The sequence below is a fragment of the Marinobacter sp. BW6 genome (assembly GCF_008107725.1).
In the GTDB taxonomy this organism is placed as follows: Bacteria; Pseudomonadota; Gammaproteobacteria; order Pseudomonadales; family Oleiphilaceae; genus Marinobacter.
Genome location: NZ_VIRN01000035.1, coordinates 225,458 through 240,070, shown reverse-complemented (window position 1 = coordinate 240,070; position 14,613 = coordinate 225,458). Strand labels below are relative to the sequence as shown.

12 protein-coding genes are annotated in these 14,613 nt (G+C 56.8%); 6 read left to right on the top strand and 6 right to left on the bottom strand.

Annotated features, from left to right (window positions below; genetic code table 11):
• Positions 1 to 4: 4 nt before the first annotated feature.
• Positions 5 to 1,492 (bottom strand): leucyl aminopeptidase family protein, encoded by a 1,488-nt coding sequence (locus tag FMN52_RS01165; RefSeq protein ID WP_148606893.1) that lies wholly within the window; start codon positions 1,490 to 1,492, stop codon positions 5 to 7.
• A gap of 187 nt (positions 1,493 to 1,679) precedes the next feature.
• On the opposite strand from FMN52_RS01165, the gene FMN52_RS01160 reads away from it, so the two are divergent.
• On the top strand, positions 1,680 to 2,987 hold the full coding sequence (locus tag FMN52_RS01160) for a carboxylate--amine ligase (protein ID WP_148606892.1): 1,308 nt from the start codon (positions 1,680 to 1,682) through the stop codon (positions 2,985 to 2,987).
• A 50-nt stretch (positions 2,988 to 3,037) separates the two neighbouring features.
• Here FMN52_RS01160 and FMN52_RS01155 read toward each other — a convergent pair whose 3' ends face one another.
• The 3 genes from FMN52_RS01155 to FMN52_RS01145 are packed head-to-tail and all read right to left on the bottom strand — an operon-like array spanning position 3,038 to position 7,932.
• Positions 3,038 to 3,607, bottom strand: a complete 570-nt coding sequence (locus tag FMN52_RS01155; protein ID WP_148606891.1) for a hypothetical protein — start codon at positions 3,605 to 3,607, stop codon at positions 3,038 to 3,040.
• Positions 3,600 to 5,000, bottom strand: coding sequence for a hypothetical protein (locus tag FMN52_RS01150; protein ID WP_148606890.1), 1,401 nt, complete (start codon positions 4,998 to 5,000; stop codon positions 3,600 to 3,602). Before FMN52_RS01150 ends, FMN52_RS01155 begins: the two co-directional genes overlap by 8 nt.
• Complete coding sequence (locus FMN52_RS01145) at positions 4,993 to 7,932, bottom strand: hypothetical protein (RefSeq protein WP_148606889.1); 2,940 nt, start codon at positions 7,930 to 7,932, stop codon at positions 4,993 to 4,995. The genes FMN52_RS01150 and FMN52_RS01145 overlap by 8 nt, the downstream gene beginning before the upstream one ends.
• A 261-nt stretch (positions 7,933 to 8,193) precedes the next feature.
• Here FMN52_RS01145 and FMN52_RS01140 point away from each other — a divergent pair, with 261 nt between their 5' ends.
• Genes FMN52_RS01140 through FMN52_RS01125 form a run of 4 tightly spaced genes read left to right on the top strand, consistent with a single transcriptional unit; the run spans position 8,194 to position 11,494 of the window.
• Entirely contained in the window at positions 8,194 to 8,721 is a 528-nt protein-coding gene (locus tag FMN52_RS01140; RefSeq protein ID WP_148606888.1) for a CIA30 family protein, read from the top strand.
• A gap of 16 nt (positions 8,722 to 8,737) precedes the next feature.
• On the top strand, positions 8,738 to 9,580 hold the full coding sequence (locus FMN52_RS01135) for a hypothetical protein (RefSeq protein WP_148606887.1): 843 nt from the start codon (positions 8,738 to 8,740) through the stop codon (positions 9,578 to 9,580).
• Between the two features lie 4 nt (positions 9,581 to 9,584).
• Positions 9,585 to 10,403 (top strand): SDR family NAD(P)-dependent oxidoreductase, encoded by an 819-nt coding sequence (locus FMN52_RS01130; RefSeq protein ID WP_148606886.1) that lies wholly within the window; start codon positions 9,585 to 9,587, stop codon positions 10,401 to 10,403.
• A gap of 44 nt (positions 10,404 to 10,447) precedes the next feature.
• A complete protein-coding gene (locus tag FMN52_RS01125) occupies positions 10,448 to 11,494 on the top strand; it encodes a Gfo/Idh/MocA family oxidoreductase (protein WP_148606885.1) in 1,047 nt (348 codons plus the stop codon).
• Positions 11,495 to 11,500: 6 nt separating this feature from the next.
• On the opposite strand, the gene FMN52_RS01120 is transcribed toward FMN52_RS01125, so the two are convergent.
• Positions 11,501 to 12,835: an NADH:flavin oxidoreductase/NADH oxidase family protein gene (locus FMN52_RS01120; protein ID WP_148606884.1), complete on the bottom strand. Its 1,335-nt coding sequence runs from the start codon at positions 12,833 to 12,835 to the stop codon at positions 11,501 to 11,503.
• 173 nt (positions 12,836 to 13,008) lie between these two features.
• Here FMN52_RS01120 and FMN52_RS01115 point away from each other — a divergent pair, with 173 nt between their 5' ends.
• The gene (locus tag FMN52_RS01115; protein ID WP_148606883.1) at positions 13,009 to 13,266 is read left to right on the top strand and encodes a DUF465 domain-containing protein; all 258 of its coding nucleotides are present in this window, start codon (positions 13,009 to 13,011) and stop codon (positions 13,264 to 13,266) included.
• 81 nt (positions 13,267 to 13,347) lie between these two features.
• Here FMN52_RS01115 and FMN52_RS01110 read toward each other — a convergent pair whose 3' ends face one another.
• Entirely contained in the window at positions 13,348 to 14,442 is a 1,095-nt protein-coding gene (locus tag FMN52_RS01110) for an FAD-dependent oxidoreductase (RefSeq protein WP_148606882.1), read from the bottom strand.
• Between the last annotated feature and the right edge of the window lie 171 nt (positions 14,443 to 14,613).

The window sequence follows — 14,613 nt, the reverse complement described above, 5'->3', positions numbered from 1 at the left end:
GAGATTACTCGTCCGCGACCTTTCTGAGCCACTCCACACCGAAACGCACGCCAAAACCCTGCAGATCCGTCGGTATATGGCCCAGCCCGCCGGTGTGGGTGCCAGAAGACGCCATATCTACATGGACCCAGCCGATATCCTTATCGACAAACCGCCCCAACAGGCGCGCCGCGTATATGTGGTCTCCTGCGCCCGTGGTCCTGCATTGCAGGGTGTCTGCAACCTTGGATTCGAGGTCCTCGTCATAATCCTCTTCGTATGGAAAAGGCCAGACTCGCTCACCGCACCGTTCGCCTGCCTGGATGATTGGCTCTATCCACTCACGGCGGTTAGTGATTGCCCCGGCCATGCGCTGCCCCAACGCCGCAACAACGGCACCTGTCAGCGTCGCGTAGTCAATAATCACACGGGGCTTTTCGCGGGAAGCCAGCGCTAACGTATCCGACAAAACCATCCGCCCTTCTGCATCGGTATTGATCAGTTCAATGGTCGTGCCATCCAACGCTGTAATCACATCATTGCATTTCACCGCCCTGGATCCGATATGGTTTTCCGCAAGAGCCAGCCAGCAATCCACCGGCTGATCAAAGCCCAAGCGCGTCATGGCCAGGAAGGCGCCAAGCGCAACAGCACTCCCCTGCATATCGCCGTGCATGCCCAGCATGCCACCGCCAACTTTGAGATTGCTGCCACCGGTATCGAAACAGATGCCCTTTCCGACCAGCGCGAACGGTTTACCTTTAGCTCCAGCGGGTCGATATTGAAGATGCAATATCCCGGCATCCCTGACCGGACTTGCCTCAACCACAGAAAGAAAAGCCCCGGCACCCAATTCCTCAAGCTTATCCCGATCAAAAAACGTCGCTCGCCAGCCTTCCTCTTTCGCCAGGTTCTCCGCAAAATCCCGATAAATACCCGGGGTCAGATAATTGCCTGGAAGATGAGTTAGCCACCTGGCCAGATTATTTCCCTCGGCCGTCGCTTCGACATACCCGAAATCAGCGCTTTCAAAAGGTCCGAAGAAGCTGATCGAGTCCAGTTTTTTCGGCTCCACAGACTTACCAGACACCCTTGGTAACTGGAAAAGGTCAGCATAGGCAGCAGCCAGAATCGCTTCCGCCATCCTGCTTCCAGACTCGCAGTCCCCAATAAGAGAAATAACGTTGATTCCAACAAACCGCTCTGAGATCAGGGGCCCTATCGCTTTTCGGGCGAGAGTCAGAGCTTTGAAAGGCTGCATCTTTTCAGGCACGAACACAGCGGCGACTCGCCCGGCCTCGGATGAAGACAGGAACACCGGGTTCTCATTCTCCGGGTACCTTGCCAGAGCACTTTTTACGGTCGCGGCCCAGGGGCTCTTATCGATTGCGTTTTTCTCCCCTTTTGGTAGCAGAAGGACAACGCCAACGTCAGACCCAAAATCCCAGGAGGTGGGTGTATTGTCGTATTTCTGAACATTCAATGGATGTAAGCCTGAAAATGTCGGTCTCATAGATATCCTCGGTACCGTTGTTCCCGGATTTCTTTGAATCTGGTGGGTCTTTGATTTGTCCTTGGCGGAACAGCAACTATAGTTAGTGATGGGGTTGGCATTTACCGAATCCGTTCCTGCCTCCGACTAACTCTAGCTTCCCAGGCAACATATTGCCCTCTTTCTCAGCTCACCAGGAGTATATTCAATGTCAATTACGCCCGATTCCAAGATGTCTCAAGACGTGTTGGCGTGGCGCGACGCCACCTTGGACTCAGTTCTTGGAACTGAGACACCCAAAGATCCGAACAAAGGCTATATCGCGCTACTCGGCTGGAGCATCAATGCGATTAAGGCCGCCCAGAAATTCGACCGCCGCTACATCGTAGTCGCGCCAGATTGGGCCGCGGATTTTTGCACCGCAAACAACATTCCTTTTATTCCCTGGGACTTTGTTCGCCTTAATGATCGATCAATGGAAATCGCCCACAGACTGAAAGACGAAGGCGTTGACGTCGCCGTCCCATTGTTCGAAGAAACCGTTGAATGGTCCGGCGCCATTAACTCTGTGTTACTCGATAATCCCCGTATGTACGGCCAGTCTATCCTGTTCCGGGACAAAGCCCTGATGAAGCGGCGTGCCCAGCTCGGCGGTATACGGGTGGGTATCTTCGAAGAAGCTCACGAGAAAGAAGACATCGTCCGCTTCATGAAGCGCGTCAACCAGACGCTGCTTAAACTGGATGGCGACCCGGATGACCCGATTCACGTCAAGGCCTTCGACAAAGCCGGCTGTCTCGGCCACCGGATGATCCGAACACTCGAAGAAATCGACCAGATCCCGGATGAGGAATACCCGCTACTGATGGAAAGCCACCTCAGCGGCTGGGAATTTGCCGTTGAAGCCTGGATTCATAATGGGAAAATCAAGTTCCTCAATATCTCTGAGTATGTAACCCTGGGCTATTCGGTGTTTGTGCCGGCAACCAAGGAACTCGAGAGCTGGCGGAACGCTATTACCAAGCAGATCGAATTGCTCATAAAAACGTTCGACATCAAGTTTGGCCTGATCCATCCCGAGTACTTTGTTACCGCCGATGGCGAGATGTACTTTGGTGAAGTGGCCTACCGCCCACCAGGGTTCAAAGCTTTCGAATTGATTGAACGCGCTTACGGCTTCAATGCCTATCAAGCTTCAATGCTGGTGTTCGATCCAAAGAGCACCCCAGAAGAAGTGGATGCGTTCTTCCCGCGTGAAGTGGTTGACGCCAAAGGCTATGCCGGCTGTTTCGGGGTTTACCCACGCCGTCGCGTGGTCAGCAAGCTGGAAATGCCTCCCGAATGCACTGAACACCCCTACTTCGAATCACACGAACTACTGGAGCCAACAGAGGAAACCGTTCCTGACAGGTCGGCCTTCGGTACACACTGGGGACTGGTGTTCTTCTTCGGGGATGACCCAATCAAGATGCGGGATCTGCTGAAGGCTCAGGAAGATCTGGACTTCTACGTGTAAATCGCAGCATCCGGGCTGTCTTTGGCAGCCCGGAAACCTCTAAATCCTCCCTAACCCTGCTCATACTCCCGAACCAGCTCCTGCAAAAAATAAAGCCCTGCAGAACTCAGGAAGCATCGACCGGCTCCCGCACGAAACATCAGATTTCGCTTATCCAGATAGTCGAGAGCTTCTGGAACGCCTTTTTCAAAGCGAGCCGCCCTAAGAATCTCCTGGTATTCCTCATCGTCCTCCAATGCGGATAGATCTTGCTCGTTCAGCCCGGCATCCGGACGGCCAAGGTACTCCAGATCCCGACCGCTGCGCGCGAAATACCGCCCGATCAGCAGCAATATCACCTGCACCCGGAAGGCGTTCTCATCGTGCTCTTCATTCTCGTCGTCGCTGCTTTCCTTGAGAAAGAAAAACGCGCCGGTTTCGTTAAACACCAGCTCGCTGCCCAGGTGTTCGTAGAAGGTCCGGAAGTGGGACAGATGGTTGTACAGGAGATTGTAGAGCGGATTGGCACGCAGCTCGGAACGGTTGCTGTCCCAGACGTCACGCACGATTACCCGGCCGGCCTGGAATTCCCGGTAGATCGCGGCGCTGTGGGCCGGGAGGATCACATCAAATTCAGACATTCTGTTGCTCCAGGCGACGCTTTCGGTAGACAAACTGTTCACTGTCGGATGACTGATCGAGGATTCGGAAGCGGTTGGTCGTAACCACCTGCAGACCCTCCGGCGGCGAGTTGACCAGCCGGTTCAACGCCGCCAGCAGGTCCGGAAAGCGATAACCAGGGATAAAGCCATCCAGGCGGCCATGCAGTTCCCGAACCAGATCCGTGGTGGGCCGCAGTTCCAGTGTTTCCAGCCATTGATAGAGCTGGTTGATACGCTGGACATCGATGCGGGTGTGGCGACCGCTGCCATCCACCTCCTGAAGAACCGGCACCTCGGCCTTACGGCGTAGGTCGTTCAGGCGCAGTTCCAGTTCGCTGAACAACAACTGGTAGTAGCTGGACGATTCACCGAAGGCGTAATGTTTCGGGCGTTGCTGGGCCCGAAGGCCGATCAGGAAGCCCGTGCTGCGGGCAAAGTCGCCACCTTCCAGCCACTTTCGTTTCAAGCTGAGGGTCTCGGTTTCGCCCTTGAGCTCCTGCAGCTTGCCGTAAAAATGCTCCATGGCGTTGTACTGGACCATGCCCTGGCGCGTCTTGCGCAGGAAGTGCTCCACCTCCTGGGCCACCGCCTGAATGGGTTTATACAGGGCGTTCAGGCTGATGGACGAACGGAACAACTGGTCTGCCAGGCTGTGATCTCCGTGATTTTCCAGCAACCGCACCATCGCTTCCAGGGTTTCGAACAGGTTGCTGCCATCCGGCAGCCGTGTATCCGGGTTCAGGAACACCAGGGTCGGCTTGATGTGGCGCTCGTACAGGGTCACGATCTGCTCAAACAGGTTCTGGCGGAACTCCAGGAACTTCTCGGGCGCCCGGCTGGCGTCGCCGGACAGGTCCGCAAGCTGCGCGCTGATGGTCTGCATGCGCAGGACGTTCTGGCGCAGCAAGCCGATGAGCTGGCTCACCCGCTCGTTCAGATCATCCCGCAGTTCGGTATAGTCCGGATCCGCGTCGCTGAAACTGCTGGTTTCCAGCCGATTGCGCACATCGCGCAACGTCACCAGATGGCCGCGAAGGCGGGCATCGGTCAGTTCCTGGTACAGAGAGGCGTTGCAGGCCCGCATCAGGTTGATCAGCGCATCCTGGAACACCAGGCGACGCTCACCCTCGGTCTTGATGATATCGATCACCAGGCCACTGCGGAACAGATTGTCGGTATTCAGAGCAAAACGCACCCTGTCCCGATCGGCATTGCCAAGGGCACGGGTGTAGTCCATCACCTCGGCTACCAGATCACTCTCGAGAATATACCGGGCTTCGTTCCGATCCATCCGCTCGATCAACCGGAACAGGATCTTCGGGTGCTCGAACAGCAGCCGGGTGGTATCCAGGGTGCTGAAACGTTTACTCATCCACCGGCTCCAGCAGGCTGTTCTGAGTCTGGTCCGCCCATTGGCTTACGGGTTCGCCGTTGGTGAAACCCTCGGCGCCACCCCAGAACACCAAAGTGCGTTGCGGGCTGTAGGGCCGGGCGGTACGCATCTGCCCTACTTCCAGATGCCGGCCGATCAGGTAAATCACTTCCGCACTGGCACTATGGGTGGCCGCGGAGAACAGGTTGAAGCCCTGCTTGCGGAGACGCTCCAGTAGCGACGGCATCTGGCTGATATCCACGCTGGCCAGCTCGTCCAGCACCATGGGGAACGACAGCTGCACGCCGGGATACAACACCCGCTTCAGCAGCCGGTACACCAATTCCAGATTGATCAGTGCCGTAGTGGAGGTGGACTGGCCTTTCTTGTCCAGGCTCGCGGCATTTTCCTTGCGGGTACGGTAGGAAATGCCGGTGATCACCTTGTCCATGGTCAGGCGTTTGCTGCCGCCCTCACCAAAAAAGTCCGCCACGAACACCCGCAAACGGTCATAGAACGCGTCCGACTGCAGCTGGTTGCCATAGGGGTCGATGTTGTTGGCTTCTTCCACCAGATTGCGGAATTTCGGATCGGTGTGGATATCCACCCGGATTTCCACCAGATCGTTGATGCGCACGCCTTCCAGCTCGCGGTTCAGCTGGGCTTCAAACCGGGCAATGTGTTCGTGGTTGGATTTCAGGGCCTGCCGGTAGCTCGCCACGGTTTCATTGTGGATGCCAACCTGCTGCTCCAGCACATTCCAGCGCTCGGCCATGCCGGCAAACAGATCCGACAGGCTTTTGAAGGTTTCCCGGATAACGGAGGACGCCGGGCTGTCTTTCTGCAATTCGCCTTCGGTGTCTTCGTGGATGCCGAGATAAACAAACTGGCGCAGGTGGTCGAGGATACTGCGACGGCGCTCTTCCAGGTCGTCCAGCTGGGTTTGCAGGTCGTCGAACGCTGCGACAGATACCTGCTCAATATCCAGAGGCTGCTCGGCTTCCACCGCTTTCAGATGCGGGAAGCGGTGCTCAACAGTGCCAACGCTTCGGCTGAGGCCCGCCAGTTCCCGTTCCCGCTCTTCGATACGCTCTTTTTCGGCCCTGGCTTTGGCGGCCTTCTGCTGCACCGCATCCTGCTTTTCCTGCTCCAACCGGCCCTGTTCTTCCAGCTTGGCCAGCTGCTCCTCCGCCGCCTGCTTTTCTTCATTGGCATCTCGCAGAGTGGTTGCAGCGGCCGGGTAACGCTGGAGCGTCTCCAGGTCTTTCTCGATGGCACGGATCTCTTTTTCCGTGCGCTCGATCAACCGCGGCCGGTCATGCTCCTGGTTGGCAGTGTCTGCCAGCTCCGCCCGCTCCTTTTCCAGGCCATGAAGCTCTCCTTCCGAATGCCGGCGCTGCTCTGCAAAGTCGGTCTGCCGCGCTGGCTGGGCCTGATATTCGGCATCGAACCAGTCAAAGCCTTTATCAGTAGGAACAAACAGCCGGGCGAATGCCTCGATGGCCGCCTTACTGTCGGCGTCCAGATCCTGGCCAGGGCTGGCCATCACCAATCGGGGGTCCACGGCGCGCAGCGGAGCAGCGGTGGCTTCATTCAACTGGTTCTGCAGCTGCCAATGTTGCTTGCTTTCCCGATCCTTGAGGGATTCCAGCTTACGCTCAAGCTCCTGCTTCTTTTTCTGGATCTGCTCCAGACGGATCTCCGCCTGGGCGGCACTTTTCAGGGCGGCCAGATGCCCTTTCTTGCTATCGAGTTCCTCTTTCTGGATCTCCTCGATTTCCTGCAGGGTCATCTCTCCGTACTGCGAGACCAGTAGATCGCCATCTTTCTGGTTCTGCTCCGCCTGCTTGATGCGACGGTCTGCGGAACGGATCTCGCCCTTGAGGCCGCTGGCGTCCTGCTCCAGCTTTTTCAGAGCCTGGAGCACATGGCGAAGCGTCTCGTTCTGTTCATTGAACCCCTCTACCGCCACTTTTCGCCTGGTGCCAATATCCTGCAAGGCATTGCTGACGCCATCCCGGAAAGCGGCAAAATCGTGCTGACTGCGAAGCAGGGTCTGGTAGGCCTGGTGATCCCTTTGCAGCTTCTCGAACCGTGAACGCTCTTTTTCAATCTGGTTCAGCTGGATTTGCTGTTGCTTCAACTGATCGTGCCGGTTGAGAAACTCATCGATGTTGAAATCGAAGGCATCGTCGGCGAACTTCTTGTCTGCCTCGATAATGCTGGCCACCGCATTGGACATGGCCTGATCGTCTGCCTTCATCTCAAACAGCAGCAGGATCAGCGTGCGCAGAGACTGCACCCGGCGCTCATCAGACTCACCCAGGGGCAACACGGAATAGCGCACCGCATCCGCGTTCATCAGCTCGCTGCTGTACAGCATCTGTTTGAGTTTGGCCGGGTCATTCACCAATCGGGTTTCTTTGGAGAGCTTTTTCAAGGCCTCTGACAAACGGCTGAACGACAGCTCCGGCACCGCCTGGCCAATGCCGTCCTCATCATTACCATCCCAGAACAGCGGCCGCAGCTGGTCGTAGCCCACCGGCACAAAAGCTCGGCCATAGCTGAGCTGGCTGGCGCTGTCCCGATAAAGGATCTGGCAATGCACCCCGGCCGGGTTCTCGGCCTCCATGATCAGGAAGCTGAACTGGCTGGGGAAGTAATGCTGGTAGCTTTCCTCGTTGGTGTAAAAGCTGCCGGCGCTGGCATTGCGGAAGGCAAATTTCTTGCGGCTGTTCTTGAAGTTGTTCTCCGGCAACAGAAACAGACGGAGCGAATTCAACAGGCTGGATTTGCCAAGATTCCCCGGGCCGAGAATGAGGCCATGGTTATCCACCGGGATTTCCACGTAACAGAAGCCGGCGGAATCCACCAACACCAGACGGCGAATACCAAAATTGAAATTGCCTGGGCTCCCCTGGGAGTCACTCATCCAGAATCATCTCCTGTTCCATGAATTTGCCGGTATATCGAAACGCTTCCCCAGTGCCTCACTGGCAAAGGTAAGCATCTGTAGGCACTGGTAGAAATTCCACTCGTTCTCCACGTCCGGCCGGCTGGACGCCAGCCTCTAAACAGTGTTTTTGAACGTATGTTTGATGGATAGTGTAACGCTATCAGGCGCCTACTGTATCGGGGACTTTTGATTCACAATGATACCCTGAGTCTTTGCAAAGCGAGTGAAGGTACGCCAATGAAAGACACGCAGAGTAACCGCCGCGGCAAACCGACCCTGGTTACGTTCGATACCAAGGGCGAGCGATTGGAATGGTTCTCCCTGGGTGACCAGGTAATGGGCGGACAATCGGACGGAGCGCTGGTTCCCTCTGAGGAAGGTGTCGGTCTCTTTCACGGCACCGTGCGACTGGATAACGGCGGCGGCTTTGCCTCTGTCAAAGCAGACTTGCCGGAACCCGTCGATGCCACCCAGTGGACAGGCATTGAATTGCTCGCAAAGGGCGACGGCAAAACCTACAAGATCGGCCTTCGAAATAGCGCCAACCGGCGAAGCATTGTCTACCAGCATGCATTCACACCGGATACGGAAGAATGGAGTCGCATCCGTCTTCCCTTCAGTGGGTTCATACCGACCTGGCGCGGCAAAACATTGACCGATGAGGCAGCCCTGAATCTTTCGTACCTGGCTTCAGTGAGCCTTTTCGTTTCCGGGCGACAGGTTGGTGAATTTCAACTGAAGATGCAGGACTGGGTTCTGTACTGATGGAGCTCTCCTGGTCATGACCACGAATACCTTTGCCCTGGACCTGCAACGACCATTCAACCTGCGCATGACGGTGGAAAGCCACGGTTGGTGCCAGCTTGCGCCCTGGCACTGGGACGGTGAGAGTCTTGAGCGAACAGTAAGAATAGGCACCAACGCGGAATGGGCCCGGGTGCACCAGCCCTCTGAGGATCAGCTTCTTATCGAATCCTCCTCATCAAGCACAGCGGCTGTTTCCGAAAGTGTCGCCCGCTGGCTGCAGCTGGACTGGGATCCCTCAGAGTTTCTTGCCCTTTGCGACAGGAACGATCCGGACATTGCCCGCTTTATCCGGTCCGGTGGGGGGCGATTCCTACGCGGCGATACCTTCTTTGAGGATCTCATTAAAACCGTTTGCACCATCAACACCACCTGGAAACAGACCAAATCCATGGTCGACTCTCTGGTTGCTCTGGGCGACGGCCTATTCCCTGAGCCCAGGGAACTCCAGACGATTGGCCCCGGGCGATTGGCCGACGAGTGCAAACTGGGATTCAGAGCCAGAACCGTCGATACGGTGACCGATCAATTGCTGCAGGATAAAGCCATCGAGACCGATGGTTCAGCCCGTGATGACAGCATTGATTACGACTACCTGATCTCTCTGAAGGGCATCGGCCCCTATGCCGCCGCACACACCATGATGCTCATGAGAAATTTTGAGACGCTGCCGGTCGACTCCGAAGTCAGCGCCTATCTCCGCCAACAAGGGTTGGATCCGAAGCATGCCCAAAGCGCTTTTCAACACTGGGGCAAGTATCGGTTTCTCGGCTACAAGCTGAAGCGAATTGTCGATAAAGCAAACTGGATTGGGGATTGATGCAATGACAAAACTAGCCCTGGTAACCGGTGCCAGCGCCGGCATTGGCCGTGAAGCCTGCGCTCTCTTTGCCCGGAAAGGCTACCGGGTGATCGCCCTGTCCCGACAGCCAACCGGCGTCGAGTCTGCCGATCTGGAGCTGGCGCTGGATCTGGAGTTCTTTGAACAGATCGAAGGGCTTGCCGGCGCTCTGGACACGGAGATTGCAGCAGCCGAGCGGGTTGTTCTGGTCAACAACTCCGGTTACGGGCAATTCGGCGCGCTTCGCGACCTCTCCGAATCCATGTGGCGAAAGCAGTTCAGCACCCACGTATTCGGCCCCATCAAACTAGCCGCTGTTTGCCTGAGGCTTTGCGAACAACACGGGGTACCCTTGCGGGTCATCGCCGTAAGCTCCGTACTCTCCATCGCGCCCCAGAAAATGAAAGGCGCCTACTGTGCCGCCAAATCCGCGATGAACACGGCCCATGAGAGTTTCTGGTTTGATGAACAGAGCAGCGAATGCCTGGAAAGCTTCTCGCTGGTGCTCCCGGGCCCCGTGGTGACACGGTTCAGAGAGCATGCCCTTGCCGCTTTACAGCCCGTGCTTGGGCGAGCGAGCGCGGTGCACCGGGAAAAGTACGAAGCCATGGAAGCAGCGCTCGCGCCAGGCGCCAGGATCAAGCCCTTTACCGCCAGTGCGTCGGATGTTGCCCAAAAGATCTACAGAGCTGCAGAAGCGAAACGGCCCAAGCCTCGATATCTGGTCACACCCCAGACCTACGCTGCCGAATTCATCACCCGGTTTATTCCCCGGTCGATCCAGCGCATGCTCTTCAGCTAGGGTTACCACATTCTCAAAGCCAATCCTGTTCAAGGAGACCCACCATGGAAAATCGCAAAGTCCGCTGGGGCATCATAGGCACCGCAGAAATTGCCACCAAGGTCGTGGCCGGAATGCACGATGCAGAAAATGCCGACGTGGTTGCGGTCGCAAGTCGCTCCCTGGACCGGGCACAAGCCTGGGCAGACGAGTACGATGTGCCGCAGGCGTTCGGCTCCTACGATGAGCTTCTGGCGGATGACAGTATCGACGCCGTGTACATCCCGGTCCCCACTGCCCATCGCAACGAATGGATCAAGAAGGCCGCCCGCGCCGGAAAGCACGTTTACGCCGAGAAACCGCTGGCCGACGGCATTGAAGAGGCCATCGACGTCTGCAAAGAAAACGGCGTCCAGTTCATGGACGGAACCATGTGGCTGCACAGCACGCGCACGCAAGACATCGAGAAGCGCATTGCCAACGGCGATATCGGCGATGTGCGCCGGGTAACCAGTGCCTTCACCTTCAAAGCCCCCTCCAAAGAATGGTACGAGGGCGGCAATGGCCGAACCGACAAGTCTCGGGAACCCATGGGCTGCTTTGGTGATCAGGGCTGGTATCCGATCAGCGCCACCCTATGGAGCTTCGGTTACGAACTGCCCGAACGCGTGCAGATGACGTTCGTCTCCAAGAACTCCATCGACACCATCGTCGCCTGTGGCGGCACCCTCTGGTTCTCTGACGGCCGAATGGCAACCTTTGATGCAGGCTGCGAACTCGCTCACCGATCCCAGGTAGAAACAGTTGGCGACGCCGGCCTTATACGAATCGACGACCTGGTGGGTGGCCAGGGTAGAAGCGGGAATTTCGCGGCCTACGGCGAACGCTTCACCGGCAGCACGCGTTACATACTGGGGGATGCCAATGGCAAAGACACAGAGCAAGAGGTAGAGCCCTGTGACCACGTCGTGAAGCTGGTTGAGAAGTTCTCGAACATCATTCTGACTGGCGAGCTGGACGACCAATGGCCCAAGCGCAGTCTGGCCTGTCATCGAGTGATGTCGGCGCTGTTCGAATCCGCGGAATCAAACGGCGCCGTTGTCTCCTTGTAAACGTTCTCAGGCCCCGCCGTGCTGGCGGCGGGCCTTTTTCACCCGCCGGGCCTGGCCCATTTCATCCTTCAAGTAAGCCCCGATGGCCTTGAAAATGCCCAGGTCCGGATCAGCCTTGCCATCATCCGCCAGCCGGAAAATCTGCTGGTAGTACCAGGCCTGGCCGCCCAGCACGTTAATGACTTTAAGCGGCATCAGCGGACTCGCCGGCGAGAAAAACCCTCGTTGAGCAAGCTTGATGTGGTCTTCATGGCAAACCGTCTTATCGATGCGCCCTTCAAACAGATCTTTGGGCGTATCGGGATCCGTGCAGAGCGGTCGGCCAAGGCCAACCACGTCGGTTTCGCCATTGGCGACTGCCTCTTCCATAAACGCGCGCGTCCGGAATCCACCGGTGACCATCAGCGGGCAATTGCACACCTCGCGAATCGTCTGGGCGTAATCCAGGAAGTAAGCCTCCCGCTTGCGAGTGCTTTCCCGCATGGCCGGCCCGTCGCTTGCCGTGTCGGCATCACCACTGTACCCGAGCAGCCGCGGCTGTTCGTAGGTGCCGCCGGATACCTCCAGCAGATCAATACCCTCCTCATTGAGCCAGCGCACCACGTTCACGGACTCGTCGAGCGTAAAGCCGCCCTTGCGGAAATCGTCGGAATTCAGCTTTACCGCCACCGGAAACTCCGGCCCCACAGCGGCGCGAGTAGCCCGCACTACCTCGAGCAGGAAACGGGCGCGATTTTCCAGCGAGCCACCCCAGCGATCGGTGCGCTGGTTGGTGACCGGCGACAGAAAAGACGACAACAAATACCCATGAGCCCCATGCACCTGAACGCCGGTGAAGCCCGCCTCCTTGGCGATCCGGGCCACATTGGCAAAACGCTGGATAAAGTCCAGGATCTCCGGCTCCGTGAGCGCCCGCGGGCGAGCATAGTTGCCCATCAGCGAAAGCTGCACCGCCGACGGCCCCATCGGACGAGTGGTCACGTAACGCGGCGACTGCCGACCGGCATGGGATATCTGCATCCACAGATGGTTGCCATTGCGGGTGCCCGCCTCGGCCCAGGCACGCAACTGCGCCATACCCTCCGGCTCGCCTTCAGCCGGCGCCGGATCAATCGCCACGTTACCCGGCCGCTCAAGCACCCGGTGATCTATCATCACGTTGCCGGTAATCAGCAGCCCCGCCCCACCATCTGACCAGCAACCGTAGAGGGTTTCATGGCGGTGGGTGGCGTGGAGTTGATCGTCTGCCAGTCCTTCGGTCATGGCAGCCTTGGCAATACGATTGGGCAGGACGGCTCCACAGGGGAGTTTCAAAGGTTCGGCGAGGGGCGATTGGGGCATGAAATCATCCTGATGGTTGTGAATTGTTGGCTTTTCAAGGTTAAAGAAACAAAGCCAATCATAAGCATAAATGCCCACGCTGGCGCCGGTTGTCCCCGGTCCTCACCTTGCCGTATTGTTTGGCGTTGACAGTGCAGATTCAAACACACGGCGCAATCAAAGGGATTGTCTTTATGTCACTCGAAAAACACGATCTGATTCATGAATTCCCCGAATCAAAAGAAGCCATTCATCACCTGAAAACTACCAACAATCATTTCGCGAAATTGTTTGAAGAGTACCATGAGGTAGATCATGCAGTTCACCATTTCGAGGGTGGTGCAGAGAACACCTCTGACGAGCATCTGGAGGATCTCAAGAAACAACGCCTCAATCTGAAAGACCAGCTTTCTGGCATGATTCGCGAGTACGAATCCTCAGCTGAGAAATAGAAGTAACCCGGCAACTGTTCCCCGGGCACGGGCGGGCTCTCTAAGCTCGCACCGGGGCTCCACCCCTTTCCGCGAACACTCCTAAAAAGAATCCAAACCGCGATTTACCGCATCAATAGCGCCGGCCAGATACCCCGTAAACTCACGTGACCACTCACTGCCAATTCCGGTTACCCGGTTAGCCCATACACCTGAGCTCGGCGACAAGGCAGGCATAGGGTGATCGCCAGAGGATCTCTGATCCATGTCGGTGGCGGTGTAGATCTCTTTAGCCCAGTCCTTGATAAATTCTGCCTCTGGATTCTCCGCTTGCGTACCAAACAGTCGCACGAACTGTGTGCGGCAAGCAGTAATAAGCTCTTCTTCAGAAACACGACCGCGCACGTCAGCAGGCACACCCAGGAAACCAAACAACGCCGCCTGCCCGCCCGGAGTAGAGGCATCATGGATCTCAACCATTGGCCCAACGGCACTTCGAGCCTCCCCGGATAACCCTTGATCTCGCCAGAAAGGCCGATCGAACACGGCAATGTATTTTGCATGCGGGGCCATCCAGGTATCTGTCGCCTGCCATTGCCTGGCAAGTTCATCCGTTAAGGCAGGCGAAAACGTTAGCTGAGACTCAACTAATCGGGGTGGCATTGCCAGCAATACATGGTCTGCGTTGTAGCTCACGGTTTGCCTTTGAGCATCATCGCTCTGTAGCTCGATAGAGGGCTCTGAAATGCGCAGACTACGAACCGTTTGGCCTGTCACAACCCGCGCTGGATCAAGCCGCTGATACAAAGCATCAATGAGCGAATACATACCACCAGCGATTCGCATTGAAGGTGGAGAGTTGACGTACCCAGCCGTTCGCTGAGGAGGCTGATTGGATGAACGTTCCAGAAGCATATCGCCCGTTTCAAATTGCTCAAAGGTCTCTAACCCGAGCTCATCCACCAGCCGCGCCATATCGGTCTGGAATGCAGGCCAGAACCAGGCGGGCCCCAGATCGAAGCCCTCACCCGACACATCCGGTTTACCATCAGAGTGGATCGTAGACGCAATACGCCCACCAAGAATCTCCCGGGCCTCGAGAATGACATAGTCTTTGATGCCCTTCTTCTCAAGTGAATAAGCGGCGTATAAGCCCGCCAGGCCGGCGCCAACAATGGCGATGCGGACGTTTTGCATGAATGAACTTCCCGTGATGATCGTGTTGTCTCGGTGATATACGGCTCTAACCCTTCTTTAGGCAAAGAGGTAACCGACTATTAGTGGCCTGATAGGCACTATCACTGCGAAGTGTCTATTGGGATCAGCGCATGGCTGCGAGAGTTCTCTACCTCGAACAAGGCGACTGGC